General features: G+C 43.7%; 15 protein-coding genes. 2 read left to right on the top strand and 13 right to left on the bottom strand.

Translation table 11 applies throughout. The features are described 5' to 3' along the window. Positions 1 to 95: 95 nt before the first annotated feature. The 5 genes from MgSA37_RS01105 to MgSA37_RS01125 all read right to left on the bottom strand — a co-directional run bounded on the left by MgSA37_RS01105 (position 96) and on the right by MgSA37_RS01125 (position 6,245). Positions 96 to 1,757, bottom strand: coding sequence for a S41 family peptidase (locus tag MgSA37_RS01105; protein ID WP_096349439.1), 1,662 nt, complete (start codon positions 1,755 to 1,757; stop codon positions 96 to 98). A 28-nt stretch (positions 1,758 to 1,785) separates the two neighbouring features. Next, positions 1,786 to 2,040 carry a Txe/YoeB family addiction module toxin gene (locus MgSA37_RS01110; protein ID WP_096349440.1) on the bottom strand — a complete coding sequence of 85 codons (255 nt, stop codon included), beginning with the start codon at positions 2,038 to 2,040 and terminating at the stop codon, positions 1,786 to 1,788. Then, positions 2,037 to 2,291, bottom strand: coding sequence for a type II toxin-antitoxin system Phd/YefM family antitoxin (locus MgSA37_RS01115; protein WP_096349441.1), 255 nt, complete (start codon positions 2,289 to 2,291; stop codon positions 2,037 to 2,039). Before MgSA37_RS01115 ends, MgSA37_RS01110 begins: the two co-directional genes overlap by 4 nt. Positions 2,292 to 2,358: 67 nt before the next feature. Beyond that, positions 2,359 to 5,205, bottom strand: a complete 2,847-nt coding sequence (gene uvrA, locus MgSA37_RS01120; RefSeq protein WP_096349442.1) for an excinuclease ABC subunit UvrA — start codon at positions 5,203 to 5,205, stop codon at positions 2,359 to 2,361. Positions 5,206 to 5,459: 254 nt separating this feature from the next. Then, positions 5,460 to 6,245: a lytic transglycosylase domain-containing protein gene (locus tag MgSA37_RS01125; RefSeq protein ID WP_096349443.1), complete on the bottom strand. Its 786-nt coding sequence runs from the start codon at positions 6,243 to 6,245 to the stop codon at positions 5,460 to 5,462. A gap of 234 nt (positions 6,246 to 6,479) precedes the next feature. Here MgSA37_RS01125 and MgSA37_RS01130 point away from each other — a divergent pair, with 234 nt between their 5' ends. Both MgSA37_RS01130 and MgSA37_RS01135 read left to right on the top strand, forming a co-directional pair. Continuing rightward, positions 6,480 to 7,940, top strand: a complete 1,461-nt coding sequence (locus MgSA37_RS01130; RefSeq protein ID WP_096349444.1) for a pseudouridine synthase — start codon at positions 6,480 to 6,482, stop codon at positions 7,938 to 7,940. Positions 7,941 to 8,077: 137 nt separating this feature from the next. After that, complete coding sequence (locus tag MgSA37_RS01135) at positions 8,078 to 9,217, top strand: lactonase family protein (protein ID WP_232010759.1); 1,140 nt, start codon at positions 8,078 to 8,080, stop codon at positions 9,215 to 9,217. Positions 9,218 to 9,286: 69 nt separating this feature from the next. Here the strand turns inward: MgSA37_RS01135 and MgSA37_RS01140 are convergent, their stop codons facing one another. The 8 genes from MgSA37_RS01140 to MgSA37_RS01170 form a co-directional block, all read right to left on the bottom strand. Beyond that, a complete protein-coding gene (locus MgSA37_RS01140; RefSeq protein ID WP_096349446.1) occupies positions 9,287 to 9,607 on the bottom strand; it encodes a hypothetical protein in 321 nt (106 codons plus the stop codon). A gap of 26 nt (positions 9,608 to 9,633) precedes the next feature. Beyond that, positions 9,634 to 9,819 carry a PIN domain-containing protein gene (locus MgSA37_RS29625; RefSeq protein ID WP_096349447.1) on the bottom strand — a complete coding sequence of 62 codons (186 nt, stop codon included), beginning with the start codon at positions 9,817 to 9,819 and terminating at the stop codon, positions 9,634 to 9,636. Continuing rightward, a complete protein-coding gene (locus tag MgSA37_RS28510) occupies positions 9,741 to 9,956 on the bottom strand; it encodes a PIN domain-containing protein (RefSeq protein WP_172885271.1) in 216 nt (71 codons plus the stop codon). Before MgSA37_RS28510 ends, MgSA37_RS29625 begins: the two co-directional genes overlap by 79 nt. A 53-nt stretch (positions 9,957 to 10,009) precedes the next feature. Next, positions 10,010 to 10,225, bottom strand: a complete 216-nt coding sequence (locus MgSA37_RS01150; RefSeq protein ID WP_096349448.1) for a hypothetical protein — start codon at positions 10,223 to 10,225, stop codon at positions 10,010 to 10,012. A gap of 148 nt (positions 10,226 to 10,373) precedes the next feature. Further along, positions 10,374 to 11,513 (bottom strand): N-acetyl-alpha-D-glucosaminyl L-malate synthase BshA, encoded by a 1,140-nt coding sequence (gene bshA, locus MgSA37_RS01155; RefSeq protein ID WP_096349449.1) that lies wholly within the window; start codon positions 11,511 to 11,513, stop codon positions 10,374 to 10,376. Positions 11,514 to 11,659: 146 nt separating this feature from the next. After that, positions 11,660 to 12,649, bottom strand: coding sequence for a TIGR01777 family oxidoreductase (locus MgSA37_RS01160; protein WP_096349450.1), 990 nt, complete (start codon positions 12,647 to 12,649; stop codon positions 11,660 to 11,662). Positions 12,650 to 12,671: 22 nt separating this feature from the next. Further along, positions 12,672 to 13,493, bottom strand: coding sequence for a thiol-disulfide oxidoreductase DCC family protein (locus MgSA37_RS01165; RefSeq protein WP_096349451.1), 822 nt, complete (start codon positions 13,491 to 13,493; stop codon positions 12,672 to 12,674). Positions 13,494 to 13,809: 316 nt separating this feature from the next. Next, positions 13,810 to 16,221 carry a glycoside hydrolase family 3 C-terminal domain-containing protein gene (locus MgSA37_RS01170; protein WP_096349452.1) on the bottom strand — a complete coding sequence of 804 codons (2,412 nt, stop codon included), beginning with the start codon at positions 16,219 to 16,221 and terminating at the stop codon, positions 13,810 to 13,812. Between the last annotated feature and the right edge of the window lie 179 nt (positions 16,222 to 16,400).

A 16,400-nucleotide genomic window follows, 5' to 3' on the forward strand; every position in this document is an offset into this window, starting at 1 on the left:
AATGCTTAAAGTTACGATTGCAAAATTTGTTTGCAAATACTTTTAGCAGATAAGAATTATGCTATAACGCGATGTTCTGGCGGTGAACCGATGGGTTACTTTACCTCGGCCGCAATAGATATTGCCTTTTCTAAAACCTCATCTCTGCCTTCAATAATTCCCTTTGCAGTTGGTTTTACAACAATATCCACGGCTATTCCTACGCGCTGCGTTTCGCGGCCATCGGGATAATATACACCCAACCCCGACATATAAGAGGCATAACCGCCCGGAAAAACAATCTTCACCACGTCTCCATCCGCGCCGGCGGTTTGGCTGCCTACCGTTACCACGTTCGGAGCATTTTGCAGGCTCATTGCTAAAAACTCTCCGTGGCTTTGGGTTTCCTCATTCACCAGCAGAATGATCTTCCCTTTATAAACGTTATTATTTGGTGCAATAGCCTTTAACCTTGAAACAGGTACAAAGACACCGGGAAAAGCAAGGTCGGGCACGGTGATTTTCACGGGTGGTTTTGTGGCATAGCCAATATATTCGGCAAGCTTATTTTGAACGTCATACGGATAGTTTCTGATATCAAAAATAAGTGCTTTGGTATTCATAAACTTCACCATTGCCTCATCTACTTTATCCGGCTTAAGGTAACGCAAATTGATGTAGCCGATATTATTGTCAAGCATTTTCCAGGTTCCATTTTTAGAAATAGCTGTGTCTATTTTTAAATCACCAAGGGGGTAAAGTTTTAGCTGTTTGGTTGCGGCCAGGCCCCTCCGTTCGTATGTTACATCAAGGCGGCCGGTATGACCACGCAACAAAAGCAGCACAACATTGCGAAGCAGGGTAACTTCATTTGATCCGTACGTGAATTGTAGCTTTTCTTTAAACAATTGGCCAACGTCTTTTCCATCCACTTTTAATATCCTGTCGCCAGGCAGCAGCTCGCTTTTATCAGCCACTATATAATTGTAATATCCGGTCACCAAAACCGTATCATTTATTATTTTCAGGCTGATCGGGCTGCGATATTTTCCGTTGATTTCCCGCAGTTGATCTGTGCCGAAAAAGGCATGGGTATCGTTTATTTTTCTTACCAGACGTAACATTGCCATATGATAGGCGACGGTATCGGCAGCATCATTAAATTGTGGTACCATTTCATCCAGCACCTTGTTCCAATCTTCGCCTACTGCATATTTATAGGGATAAAAATAGTTAATAATGTTCCAATACCTGAAAAGCGATAACAAACGATAAGGGGCGGCAGGATAAATATAACCAGGGTATTCTTTTTCATTGCCCAAACCAACATTCCCCACCCGGGTAAACTTTGCGTAGTAATAATTATGCTGTACCCGGTTAAGTTGAATATAGTGAAGGACGTTTGATAAAGAATCGGTAAAAATATTCTTGTCATCCATCCAGTGCAGATCGAGGTTGCGTTTTAAACTGTCGGGCAGGTTATTTTCACATGATCTGCAGGGCGGCACGTCGCCAAGGCTTTTTATCCAGTCGATATAAAAACTGCTCAATTGCTCCTTGGTGCCAACAGCGGGCAATAGCTTTATATGATCAACCAGGGCCTGATCCCAATCCAACTTGCCGGTAGCGACTGCAGGATGATAATATTTTAAAAAGCCCCATACTTTGCATAACGAGGCCAGTTTTTGGTTATCGGAAATGGTTGGTTGGGCGAAAGTGGTATTGGCAAAAAATAGCAATAATATGATTGCGATGAGGTTGTTTTTTTGGTTTTTCAAAGGTTGAATAGTTTAGGGGCTGAAGGAATTAATAATGATACCGGCATTGAAGAATAACGATCGAATCCTTATCAATTTTATATACCAACCTGTGCTCCAAAGTTATTCGCCTGGACCACCAGCCGGCAAGGTTATGTTTTAAGGGCTCGGGTTTCCCGCTGCCTTCAAATGGAATGCGTTCAATTTCTTTTACCAGTGAATTGACTTTTTTTACCATGGCTTTGTCTGTATTTTGCCAATACAGGTAATCATCCCATGCCTGGTCCAGAAAAACGATCTTCATTCTTCTATAAGCCTTCTTTCTTTACCTAACCCTTTTTCATAGGCTTCAATGCCTTGTAATAGCCGTGAAGCATTTGCGGGGCTTTTAAGCAGATAAAATGTTTCTTCCATGCTTTCATAGTCGGATTTTGAAAGTACTACAACATCTTCGCCATTTGCACTCGTCACATAAAGTGGTGTATGGTTATTCCGAACTTTATCCAAATAGGATTTTAACTTCTGGCGGAAACTTGTGTAAGTTGTAACCTGCATTTAATGATTTTTTATAAAGATAAAAAACATTATTTATATGTACAAGAAATTGTACATATGAGTTACGCTACTTAATTTTCATCTCCTTTTTCAAAAACTGCCCTGTAAAGCTTTCTTTTACTTTGCACAAAGCCTCCGGCGTTCCGGAAAATAATATTTTACCGCCGCCTGAGCCACCTTCGGGGCCGAGGTCGATCACATGGTCAACTACTTTAATTACATCCAGGTTATGCTCAATCACCAGTACGGTATTGCCTTTATCAACCAGTTGGTTTAACACGCCGAGCAGTACGTTGATGTCCTCAAAGTGAAGCCCGGTTGTTGGCTCGTCAAGGATATAAAAAGTATTCCCCGTATCTTTTTTGGAAAGTTCTGTCGCCAGTTTAACGCGCTGCGCTTCGCCGCCTGATAGTGTAGTGGACGATTGCCCTAAAGTGATATAACCCAGTCCCACATCAAACAGGGTTTTTACCTTGCGGTAGATGGCCGGGATGTGTTCAAAAAATGTGGTTGCATCTTCAATACTCATATCCAGCACATCGCTGATGGATTTGCCCCGGTAACGCACTTCCAGTGTTTCGCGATTGTAGCGCCTGCCGCCGCATTCTTCGCAGGGCACCTGCACATCCGGCAAAAAGTTCATTTCTATTACCTTTAAGCCGGCACCCTGGCAGGTTTCGCAGCGCCCGCCCTTTACGTTGAACGAAAAACGGCCCGGCTTATAACCCCTGATCCTTGATTCAGGCAATTGGACATAAAGGTTACGGATATCCGAAAATACCCCTGTATATGTTGCCGGGTTTGAACGCGGCGTGCGGCCGATTGGCGTTTGATCTATCTCAATTACCTTGTCAATATGCTCTAAACCTTCTATTTTTTCATAAGGCAGCGGATGTTTTTTAGCCCTGAAAAAATGGTGGTTCAGTATCGGGTATAACGTTTCAGTGATCAGGCTTGATTTGCCGCTGCCGGATACACCGGTAATACCAATCAGCTTGCCTAATGGAAAATCAACCGATACTTTCTTTAAATTATGCCCTGTTGCCTTTTTCAGGCTCAATATTTTACCCGTCCCTGCACGTCTCTTCTCAGGGATCGCTATTTCGCGCTCGCCGTTGATATAGGAGGTTGTGAGGGTATGCTGCTTCATTAGCTCGGCAGGTGTGCCCTGGGCAACAATTTCACCGCCGTGTACGCCGGCCGCGGGGCCCATATCAATTACATGATCGGCATGCAGGATCATATCCTTATCGTGTTCAACCACTAATACGGTATTGCCCAGGTCGCGCAGATTTTTTAGTGCGTTGATCAGGCGCTCATTGTCCCGCTGGTGCAGGCCGATGCTCGGTTCGTCCAAAATATACATTACATTCATCAGCTGTGAGCCGATCTGCGTAGCCAGCCTGATGCGTTGCGCCTCGCCACCAGACAGGGTTTTGGCTGTTCGGTCGAGTGTTAAATAACTTAAACCAACGTCCAGTAAAAAAACTATCCTGGCGCGGATCTCCTTTAGTATTTCTTTGGCGATGACATTCTGGCGATCTGTTAAACGGCCTTCCAGGTTGGCAAACCATTCCTGCAGGGTGCGGATGTCCATGCAAGCCAGCTCAAATATGTTTTTATCATCAACCTTAAAATGCAGCGATTCTTTTTTCAGCCGGGCGCCTTCGCATGTCGTGCAGGTTTTTAATACCCTGTAGTTCTCCATATCATCCATGCCTTCGTCGCCACGGCGTTCCTGCTGTTCTTCCAGCATCCGTACAATACCGTCAAATGCTACCTGGTAACTCTGCACATTCCATTTGTTGTACTCAACGGCTACGGTTATCATTTCAGTTGATCCATTCAGGATGATATCCAGGTGATCTCGTGAAAGTTTTTCAATAGGGGTTGATAGCGAGAACTCGTATTTTTTAGCAAGCGCCTTTAACACCTGGAAGATCCATGTTTCGCGGTATTCCCCGATAGGAGCAAGGCCACCGTTGAGGATATTTAGTTTGGGATTGGGGATAACCGATGCCTCATCTACCTCGAAAATATAACCCAGCCCGTTGCATTTATCACAGGCGCCATACGGGGAATTAAATGAAAATGTATTTGGCTGCGGCTCGTCATAAGAAATTCCTGAGATCGGGTCCATCAGGTATTTACTGTAGTAGAAAACGTTGTTGTCTTTATCTGCAATCCGGATGATGCCTTTGGCAACTTTTAAAGCCGTTTGGATGGAAGTGTACAGTCGTTTGGCATCTTTTTCTTCAATCACCAGGCGGTCAACCACAATATCAATATCATGAATTTTATAACGATCGACCTGCATTTTTGGCTCCACATCGGCCATTGCCCCATCGATATAAACCTTTAAATAGCCCTGTTTGCGGATCTGCTCAAACAATTCGCGGTAATGGCCCTTGCGGGCTTTAACCACCGGTGCAAGGATATTTACCGGCTGCCCGTTAAATCTTTCGGATATGGTTTTCAGAATCTGGTCTTCAGACATGCGCTCCATTTTCTCGCCGCTTACGTAGGAGTAGGCCTCGCCCGTACGGGCGAAAAGCAAACGCATAAAGTCGTAAATCTCGGTAATGGTACCGACGGTTGAACGCGGGTTTTTGCTGGTTGTTTTTTGCTCGATAGCAATAACGGGGCTGAGGCCCGAAACCTTGTCCACATCGGGCCGTTCCATTCCACCCATAAACTGGCGTGAGTAGGCCGAAAATGTTTCCATATACCGGCGCTGCCCTTCGGCATAAATGGTATCAAAAGCCAGGGATGATTTTCCGCTGCCGCTTAAGCCGGTGATGACCACCAACTGGTTACGCGGAAAAGAAACATCTATATTTTTTAAATTATGTACCCTGGCCCCGTACACTTCCACTTCGTTTTGCTCGCCAAGGTCGATAGTTTTCTCAATCATTTATTGAATTATTGATTTAGTGAATTAGTGAGTTAGTGATTGTTTAAAAATGGATAAATTGAATGCAAAAAAAACGTTGAGCTGAAATTGCAGGTAAGCTATAATCCCAACCACTTTTTCATTCAATAATTCACTAACTCACTAATTCAATAATTAGCCCCGCAAAGATAAATAAAAAAGGCCGGGCTCCCACCTGGAAGTCCGGCCTTTAAGTGCTCCGTAACATGAATTTTTACGCGCCAATGGTAAACTGATCAGTTATACGCAAATAGCTCGTTAGGTTTTAAATAGGTTTTATAGCCATACTTTCCGGGCTGGCTGATAATTTGTTTCATGGCAATAATGTTATACACGTAGGCTGCGGTTTCGCCATTCAAATGCATCAGGAAATAATTATCCTCGTTTTGCCTGTTTATCGCCCTTTCAATCTGGTTCTCTCCGTTGTTATAGGCCGCAGCAGCTAAAGTCCAGCTATTAAACTCCACATAGAGTTCTTTGATGTATTTACAAGCTGCGATGGTTGATTTGCGGGTATTCATGCGCTCATCAACCCCGTCCCGAACTTTCAGGCCATAAGTACGCGCGGTGCCTGGCATAAACTGCCATATTCCCTTTGCTCCCCTTGCAGATGTACCTTCGCAAAGGCCCGACTCAACCAGGGGGATATATTTAAAGTCATCGGGAATTCCGTAGGCTTTTAAAATAGGTTCAATGATGGGAAATAATTGCAGGGCTTTTGTCTGGAGGATGTTTGTCCTTACATTTCTGAAATTATGCTTAACAAGCGAACGCTGTAATTTGCGTTTTACACTGGCATCATTAATTGGCAAAGCTTCGTTAGCGAAGCTAAAATCATTTTCGGCTGCAATGCTTTTTGGGACAAAATTTACAGTTTTAAATGCAAGGGCAGGAACGTTGATTACCGGTTTTACCGCCGGTTCAACCACTGTTTTGCTTCCCATTGCGCTGTAAATATTAAGCGTTGAAATGATAACCAGCACAATTATTACGGAGCACGTAATCAAGTGTTTTTTAGTCATTTCTTTTTAATCATAAGCTGTACATTTGGTAGAATGTGCTGCAAAGGTAATTTATATAAAGCACATTATCAAATACTTAGCTTTTTGCGACTTTTGAAAACATTGGTTTTTGGTTCAAAAACGCCTTTTAAAAGCCCTAAAGCAAGATTTTGAGCCGTTGAAAAAAATTATAATTATCGGCCTAAAAACCGTAACTTTGACCCTCCACGCTGAGAAAGCGCTAAATAAAAAACTATGGTATTTAAGAAACCAGGGAGCAGTCGAAACGACCAGTCCGGCAGATCATCAAACAGGGCTTCAAAGCAAGATGACAGGCCAAAAAGAGCCTCCTCATCAAGAGGAAATACTGCAAAAGGGAGCGATCGTTCCGATAGCAACAAACCACCCCGTAAAGATTACAGCGAACGCCCGGCCGAAAAAAGATCTTTTTCGTCTTCAGGCAGTAAGCCTTATCAAAGCAGGCAAAGCGATGGTGACAAGCCTGCAAGCAGCTTTAGCGGTGGTGAAAAAAAATCGTTTACCCCAAAGGGCAGGCCATATACCGGGCGCCCGGCTGATAATGATGACCGGCCAAAAAGAAGTTTCGGCGGCGACTCAGCTGGCGGAAAGAAATCATTTGCACCCAAAAGCAGGCCTTATACCGGTCGCGTAGCCGATAACGATGCCCGCCCGCCAAAGAGCTTCGGCGGTGAATCATCGGGAGGCAAGAAAGCATTTACATCGAGAGAAAGATCGGCGCCATCAAAATTTGGCGGCGACGAAAGACCGAAAAGAAGTTTCGGCGGTGATAAACCAGCCGATAAAAAGTTCTCTGGCAGGCCATCGTCTCCCGGGGGATTCAAAAAACGCGAAGGCGACAGACCGAACAGCGCTGATCGTCCGCAACGCTCAAAACCAACTTACGATAAAATCACACCCGACCAGGATGCCCCTTCAAAAACTTTACGCGGTCGTAAAAAAGCAGCAGAAAGTAAAGATACCGGCCTGATCAGGCTGAACCGTTATATTTCAAATGCGGGCATCTGTTCGCGCCGTAAGGCCGACGAGCTGATAGCTGCCGGCGTGGTATCGGTAAATGGGGTGGTGATATCAGAACTGGGCCATAAGGTTGACCCGATGAAAGATGAGATCCGTTACAACGGCGAATTGCTGAAACGCGAGAAAATGGTTTATGTATTGTTAAATAAGCCAAAAGATTATATCACCACTACTGAAGACCCGCATGAGCGCCGCACGGTAATGAACCTGGTTGAAAAAGCCAGCAAGGAACGTATTTACCCCATCGGCCGTTTAGACAGGAATACCACTGGCTTGCTTTTAATGACCAATGACGGCGACCTGGCTGATAAACTATCGCATCCGCGTAACAATATTGTTAAATTATACCAGGTTGAGCTGAGTAAAAGCCTCACACAAGGCGACCTGAACAAGATAACCTACGGGCTTGAACTGGAAGATGGTTTGATAAAGCCTGATTCTGTTTCTTACGTAGCCGGGGGCTCAAAAAGAGAGATCGGGATCCAGATCCACAGCGGCAAAAACCGCATTGTACGTCGTATTTTTGAACATTTAGGCTACGAAGTTGTAAAACTGGACCGGGTAGTTTATGCCAACCTCACCAAAAAGGATCTCCCACGCGGCCGCTGGAGATACCTGGATGAAAGCGAGATCATACAATTGAAGCACTTAATATAGAGATTGGGGGTTAGTTGATTAGAGATTAGTTAGGAATTGGGGTATTCAAACCGCTGCGATTTTTTTCCTAATCTCTAATCTCCGGCCTCTAATCTCTAAATCAATTACTATCTTGCGTGCAATAACCAATGTATTGTATGATGAGAAAGCTCCTGCTGATAATTTCGCTGATCTGCCCGGTATTTACTTATGCCCAGCATAAAAAAACTAACCCAACCACTTTCGACCTGCTGATTGGTACTTATACCAAAGGGAAAAGTAAAGGCATTTACGTATATCGTTTCTATGCTGAAAAAGGAAAGCTTGCTTATTTAAATGAAATTGATGATGTAAGCAATCCCTCCTATCTCACCTTGTCAGGTGATAACAAATTTGTATATGCCGTAAATGAAGACGGCAAAGATGGCGCAGTAAGCTCCTTTACTTTCGACCCGAAACTGGGTAAACTTGTTTTTATAAATAAGCAATCCACCTCCGGCGCCGACCCATGCTATGTTTCGGTAGATAAAGACCAGAAAAATATTTTTGTAGCGAATTACAGCAGTGGTAACCTGGCGGTTTTGCCGGTTAATAAAGATGGCTCGCTGGCGCCTGTTTCTCAATTGATCCAGGATAAAGGGCAGGGCGTTAACAAGGACAGGCAGGAAGGCCCGCATGTTCATATTGCCCAGTTATCGCCTGATGAAAAATATCTTCTGTACAGCGATCTGGGTACTGATAAATTGAATGTAATGCGCTATCATGCTTCGCACCCGCAGCCGTTAACCCCAGCCGATGAACCGTTTGTTAGCGTACCGGGGGGCGAAGGCCCGCGCCATATTGTTTTCTCGAACGATAAAAAACATGTTTACCTGGTGACCGAAATGGGGTCAAATGTGCATGTATTTGACTATGATAACGGGAAATTGAAAGAAACCCAATCCATTACTTTGCTTCGCGATGGATTTAAAGGAAAAACAGCCGGAGCTGCTATACATATTTCACCAGACGGACGGTTTTTATATGCTTCCAATCGTTTGGATACTAATGAAATTTCAGTTTATGCTATTGACCCGGATAACGGTAAATTGATATTTAGTCAGCGCGTAACTACAGATGGTAAAAACCCGCGTGATTTTGCCATTGACCCTACCGGGAAATTCCTGCTGGTAGCCAACCAGGACAGCGATATGATTTTTGTTTACCTGATCGATAAAGCCTCGGGTAAATTATTCAGATTGGCGGGCGGCCTTGAAATAGGCAACCCGGTTTGTTTGAAGTTTGCACCGGCGGAATAGATTAGAATTTAAAGGAAAAAGGGTTGAATATCTGAGTGCTTTTTAATCCTTTTTCCTTTCAGTTCCGATCTAGGTCCATAAGTACTGGCGTATTTTTATCAGTCTTATCAGCATTTCATTATCGCTTTCATATTGTCCTTTTGTCCAGATAGGATCAATATTGTTTTCAGCCTCATTTTTAAGACGTTCTTTCCACCAGTTATATAACTGATCTATTTCTTTTCTTGCGTTTTTTATTTCTTCATTGTGTTCCCAATTAACTATATCCTGGCTGATTTCTTCTTCTACAAAATCTGTTAGGAGCTGAAAACATGCGTGAAGCATTACGAGGTCCTTGTCGCACCAATCGCCGTCAATAGTTTTGATAGGTAATGTTTGTGGATTGCGCATGGGTTTGGTATTTAAGTAGATGAAGGTTATAACATCGACAGGCTTTCGGGATGAAGAATAGACAATCCTTTAATATTGTCAAAATCTCTGTCGCTCGTAATCAAGGTTAAATTATGTTCAATTGCGGTAGCTGCTATAATTGCACCTGGAGTATTAATTTTTTGCCGCGTCTGATTTTTACGCATTGTTTTACAATTGCCGGTGTAAGCCATAATACATTGGAGTCTTTTACAAATTCCCCTATTATTTTTTCTTTCCTTATATCGGGGCTGATCCAGGAGAGGGCTTCAATTTCGGTGATAACAGAAATATTAGGTATTTGATCGATTACGCCTGCAATAAACTCCATTTCTTCATCAGAAAAAAGCTCTGAAAAATAATTTGAAATTACATTGTTATCAATCAGGTATTGGCCAATTCTTTACGCATTTTCATGGTATGCTTATTAAAGTCCAGGGCATCTTTTTTTGAAAATACACCTCTGTATTTATCAGAAAGCTTGGTCTTAGAAGGGACTATATTTTCTTTTATTACTTTGATGAGGTGCAATTCTTCCATTTCATGCAAAAGCCCAATTGCTTTTTCATTAGTGAGTTGTATGGTTATCGTATTTTCCATATGAAAAATTTAAACTTTTATTAAATAAAGCTTACTGCACCTTTTACAAATTTAGTTTAAAAATTAAAGTTTAGGTAAATAAATTTGTTAGCCTCTTTTGTCATTGTTTTTAATCCAGAAAAGGTTCCCTGGCTAAATCAATTCCGCTTTAAGCTTTCTCCCTGCATTTCTCAATCACCTCCACGTAATAATTTTCATACAAAGGAAGTATATTGGCGAGGTCGAATTCTTTGGCACGGGCAAGGGCGTTTTCTTTAAAAGCATTCAGGCGCTCTTCATCTTCCAGTACGTAAATGGCTTTTTCGGCCATGCCTTCAATATCACCTACATCTTTTAGGAAACCAGTTACGCCGTCGATATTTAGTTCGGGTAAGCCGCCTGCATTTGAAGTTATTACCGGGACTTTACAAGCCATCGCTTCCAGGGCGGCCAAACCGAAGCTTTCTGATTCCGAAGGCATCAAAAACAAGTCCGATACGGAAAGGATCTCTTCAATAGCATCCTGTTTGCCTAAAAAACGAATATTTTCGTTAACGCCCAAATCCCGGCTTAGCTGCTCACATTGCGAACGTTCAGGCCCGTCGCCCACCATCAATAATTTGGCCGGGATGGTTTTTACCAATTTTGCAAATATCCTGATGACGTCTTCGGTTCGTTTCACTTTGCGGAAGTTGGAGGTGTGGACAACAATCCTTTCGCCAAATGGGGCTATCGCTTTTTTAAAGTGATCTTTAGGTTTAAGGCTGAAACGTTTTAGGTCGATGAAATTGGGAATCACTTTAATATCGTTTTCAATTTCAAAAAACTCATAAGTGTCATTCCTTAAATGCTCCGAAACGGCTGTTACGCCGTCCGATTTATTGATGGAAAAAGTAACTACAGGTTTAAAAGTACGGTCCTTGCCTACCAGCGTAATGTCCGTGCCATGTAATGTGGTTACTACCGGGATATAAATACCGTAGGTCATCAATATTTGTTTGGCCATAAAAGCGGCTGACGCATGCGGGATAGCATAATGCACATGCAGCACATCCAGTTTTTCGAACCGGACTACATCTACCAGGCGGCTTGCCAGCGCCAATTCATATGGCGGAAAGTCGAAAAGAGGATAATTGGATACTGAAACCTCGTGGTAAAACAGGTTCTCTGAAAACAGGTCGAGCCTGGCGGGCTGATTATAGGTGACAAAATGCACCTGGTGGCCACGGTCTGCTAAGCCTTTGCCCAGTTCGGTGGCTACAACCCCGCTGCCGCCGAAGGTTGGGTAACAAACTATTCCGATTTTCATTTACTTGATATGCTATTGTTAATTGGTTGCTGCCGCGTCTTTTTGTCTGAATTCGCGAGTGCAAGTTTAACAGCAATTTACGGGATTAGTGTTACCCGGATGTAAAATGATTTATGGCAAAGTAATATTCTTTAATCCTTTAGATGTCAGACAATAACCCGGGCGTGTTTATCGGCTGTTTTTAAGGGTGCCGGAAAATCGAAAAAAGCATAATCGCCGATACCTAAAATTTCGCTGACGGCATCTTTAACCTGCCTGAATTCAAATTTAAAACCTGCATCCATCAACCTTTTTGGCAATACCCAGCGACTTTTCAGTATCAATTCGGTTTCTGTGCCAATAAAAATAGCGCCGGCTTCCAATAGCCATTTTGGGGCTGGCAGTCCAAACAGGTTTCCATTGATATTCCGGATCACTTTCATTAGCTCAGCGTTTTTAACCGGGTAAGGCGCTGTACAATTAAATACGCCCTCCAATTCCGTGTGATCTGCCAGCCATTCAGTACTTCTGGCGGCATCAAGTTCGTGTACCCAGCTTACATATTGTTTGCCGTCGCCCTGTTTGCCACCAAGTCCCAGTTTTACCAGGTTAAGCAAACGGGGGAAAACACTGTCGCTGCGGCCGAGTACAATACCCATCCGCAAGGCAACTTTACGGGTTTTTGGGGTATCGTATTTGTTGAACGCGGCTTCCCATGCATTGCAAACGTCGACAGAAAAGCCGTTGCCGATTTCACCTGTGTCTTCATCCTGCGGGCGGTCTTCGGCATGGCGGTAAATGGTTGCTGATGACAAGTTAATCCAAAGTTTTGGCGGTTCAACCAGGTCATGTATTGTTTTGCCCAACAACTCAGTCGGCAATAACCTTGATGCAAATATTTCCTTCTTGTTTTTATCGGTGTAGCGGCAGTTCACATTTTTACCGCAAAGGTTAACCAGGATATCTGCATTTACCAGTTCTGCAGCCCATTTACCCCAGGTTTTTCCATCCCAAACCACCGTGCGGATGTTTCCGTCAATTTGTTTTTCGTGCCGGCTTAATATAATTATTTCACTGGCTTTGCCTTTATAATAATTTGCCAATACCCTGCCAAGGTAACCGTTACCACCTGCAAGTACTATTTTTTTGTATTTCATGATCTTTTATTTAAATACCAACCTAATTAACCAATATTATCCACAACAATGCTACCCGGTATAAAACCCAGGTAAAGGTTAATGTCCACCCGAGCCCAAGCAACTTTGTTCTGCGGATATGTTCCAAAAACATCAGGGCAGCCACAGCTATAAAGTATAATGGGAAGGCTGTGGCGGGAAAACTGATCCACTGGCTCATGATCAGCACAATTGCCAGCAGCAAGCTTCCTGCAAAGGATATCGTCATCATATTGCCCAGGTAACTCCATAATTTGTCACGGGCATAGATGCCGATGACAATGCCCTGGAAAATGATCTGCCCGCCGCAGATAAAATACTCTCTTGACGGATTACCAATGGGAACTACGCCCGTGAGCAGGTGCGCATAGCCGGTTAAAATATATCCTGTGCAAAACCAGGCAAACAACAGGTAGGCAATACGGTACTGTATTTTGAAAGTTGGCTGGTAAGGGTAGCTACCGCCTAAGGTGCCCGCAGGAATGATGACCCTGCGGTTGTAGGATATAAACGCGTAAACTTTACTCGATAACCAGGCAAACGGCTTAAAATTAAAAAGTGGTTTTAATACCGGGCAGGTGTTGCCAATCACTTTAAAAAGGCTTTGAATACCATAGGTTACTTCACCGTTGTTGAGATTGATCAAAGCGATCTCGTCAACAGCTCTTTGTTTGTCAATCACGGGGCAAACCTTATCCATGTCATTTTGATAAGCGGCCCTGCCATTGGCTGCAAGCATCCCTGTACTTACAAATGCTTTTGTATATAAGTTACACATAGGGCACTCTCCATCGAACAGGATCATGTGATTTTGCAATGTTTTCATATTTTCAATAATTAATGAAACATATATTCATAAAATATACCGGGTGCTGGCCGGTGTAACTGAAACTTTCATTTCGTTAAGCAAATGTAAATATATTTTTTAAACTTTCAATAATTATTGAAAATAAAAATATCAATTGTCTGAACTAGGATTTATAAGATTTGAAGATTATAGGATGCCAGGCAGAAGGCATAAAAAGTAGCCTGATTAATCCTGTCATCCTTTAATCCTACGAATCCTGGTTCACACAAAAAAAGCCCTGCAACAATTTGTCGCGGGGCTCAGCTTAGTTTATAGTTTATTTTAGTTTGTATGCTTATTTGTTGATCACTTCATCAATTGCCACCTGTGGGGTTAATGATTTATGTGTTTTTTCGGTAACAATTTCTTTGGCCAAATTAAAGCTTACTGATTTTGCGATCTCCCTTGAAGATGTACCAATTTGTACTTTGTATTCGCCGGCATCCGCTACCCATGCTGATTTATCAGTATAGAAAGAGGCCAGGTCGCCTGCATGCAGGGTCAATGTAACCACTTGCGATTGGCCTGGGGCCAGCAAACCGGTTTTGGCAAATGCTTTCAGCTCCTGTGCGGGTTTGTCAAGCGTTTGGTTTGGCGCCGTTAAGTAAAGCTGAACCACTTCCTTACCGGCAATTTTCCCGGTATTTTTAACCGTAACGCTCACACTGATGCTGCCTTTAAACTCAGGTGCGCTTACTTTTACGTCACTCAGCTTAAATTTGGTGTATGATAAACCGTAACCAAATTCATAAGCCGGTTTAATTTTAAACGAGTCGTAATAACGGTAACCAACATAAACGCCTTCCTGGTAAACCACTTCTGATGGTGCTCCAACCATTGGGTTAGGCGCCTGGCCAGCCGGACGCGGGAACTCTTTGCCCGGGAAATTTTTGGCAGAAGGTACATCCTGGTAAGCAACCGGGAAAGTAGACGCCAGTTTTCCTGAAGGGTTTACTTTCCCGCTTAATACATCAGCTATCGCATTGCCGCCTTCGAGGCCGGGCTGCCATGCTAGTAAGATGCCGTCAACACTATCGCGCCAGCTGGCAACTTCAATTACACCGCCTATATTTAAAACAACCACAACTTTTTTGCCTTTGGCATGGAAAGCAGTAGAAACGCCGTTGATCAATGCTTTTTCTGCATCAGTTAATGTAAAATCGTTTTCTACTTTACGGTCAGCGCCCTCACCGGCATTTCTGCCTATGGTGATGATCGCTGCATCCGCGCCGTCAGCCTCTTTTTCAACCAGGCTGGTTGCATCCATTTCAGGGATTGGTGGCGGAGCCATAAAGAAATTAGGGTTTTTGGGTTGTTTGGCCTTGGCATCAACAATGTAATCAGCATAGGCTTTAGCTAACGCAGGCTGCACCTTAATGCCTGCATTTGCAAGGCCCTGTGGCAGCATTACAGTATAAGCCTTGTGCACATCGCCGCTGCCTGTGCCACCCGCTATCAGGGCGTAGGAAGTATTGCCAAATACGGCAACTTTTTTGCCTTTTGTGAGGGGCAGGGCTGCGCCTTCATTTTTAAGCAACACCATGCCCTGTGCGGCAGCCATACGCGAAACGGCTGCGTGGCCTTTCAGGTCGGGTTTATCAGAATATTTATAGCCTTTAAAAGTAGGTGATTTAAGGATGATCTTCAGCATCCGGGTTACGTTGGCATCCAGTTGAGCGATGCTTAAGGTACCACCTTTCACGGCTGCAACTATCGCGTCTGATTGATCAGGATTACCCGGCATCAGCAAATCGTTCCCTGCGTTCATTTGGGCAACGGCATCACTGCCGCCGAACCAGTCGGTCATCACAAAGCCTTTAAAACCCCATTCTCTTTTCAAAATGTCGGTTTGCAGGTCACGTCTTTCTGAAGTATAGGTACCATTTACTCTGTTGTACGAAGACATCACGGTCCATGGCTGCGAAGCTTTAACAGCGATCTCGAAACCTTTCAGGTAAATCTCGCGCATCGCCCTTTCGCTTACAATAGTATTGATGCTGTTCCTGTTAGTTTCCTGGTTGTTGGCAGCAAAGTGCTTGATGGAGGTACCAACCCCCTGGCTTTGTATGCCGTTAACAATGGCGGCTGTCATGCTGCCTGCAACCAGGGGGTCTTCTGAATAATATTCAAAATTACGGCCGCCCAGCGGGTTGCGGTGAATATTAAGGGCTGGTCCCAAAATCACGTCAACGCCGTATTCGCGGATCTCGTTTCCGAAAGCAACCCCCACTTTTTTAACCAGAGCAGTATCCCATGAAGAAGCCAGCAAAGTAGCTACCGGGAAAGCAGTTGCATAATAAGTTTTTTTGTCATTCGGGCGGGTGGGGTCAATCCTCAATCCGGCCGGTCCGTCAGAAACAGTGATGGACGGGATACCTAAACGAAGAATCGCGTGGGTGCGGCCGGCAGTACCGGCAACTTTTTCGGGTACATCATAAGCTTCAGGGTCTGACGGAGGGAGTGTAAAACCGCCAATATTCACAGGTTTTGGCTTTTCGCCTTTTACAGGTGGGGGCATACCGGGCATTTTAAAGCCCATGCCTACTACCAGTTTGGCCTTTTCTTCAACGGTCATTGCGTCCACAACCTGCTTCAGGCTGCTTTTACCTAATTGAGGCAGTGGTTTTTTACCCTGCGCATGGGCTGTCAGCACAAATGCGCTGAACAATACCAATAACGCAGTCAATGGTTTGTGGGTAAGTCTCATTTTTATGATTTAAAATTTTAATTGATAATTGGTTCTCAATACAATTGGTCATTGTGTCAATAATACACAATTGTAAATATTATTTTTTAGAAAAGAAAATAAACAGACAGATATCTCGAAAATACCGACGAATATTGGTTTTTATACTATGGAGCGTTAGTTGATTGGGTTGATTAAGT

Source organism: Mucilaginibacter gotjawali, assembly GCF_002355435.1.
GTDB classification, from domain to species: Bacteria; Bacteroidota; Bacteroidia; order Sphingobacteriales; family Sphingobacteriaceae; genus Mucilaginibacter; species Mucilaginibacter gotjawali.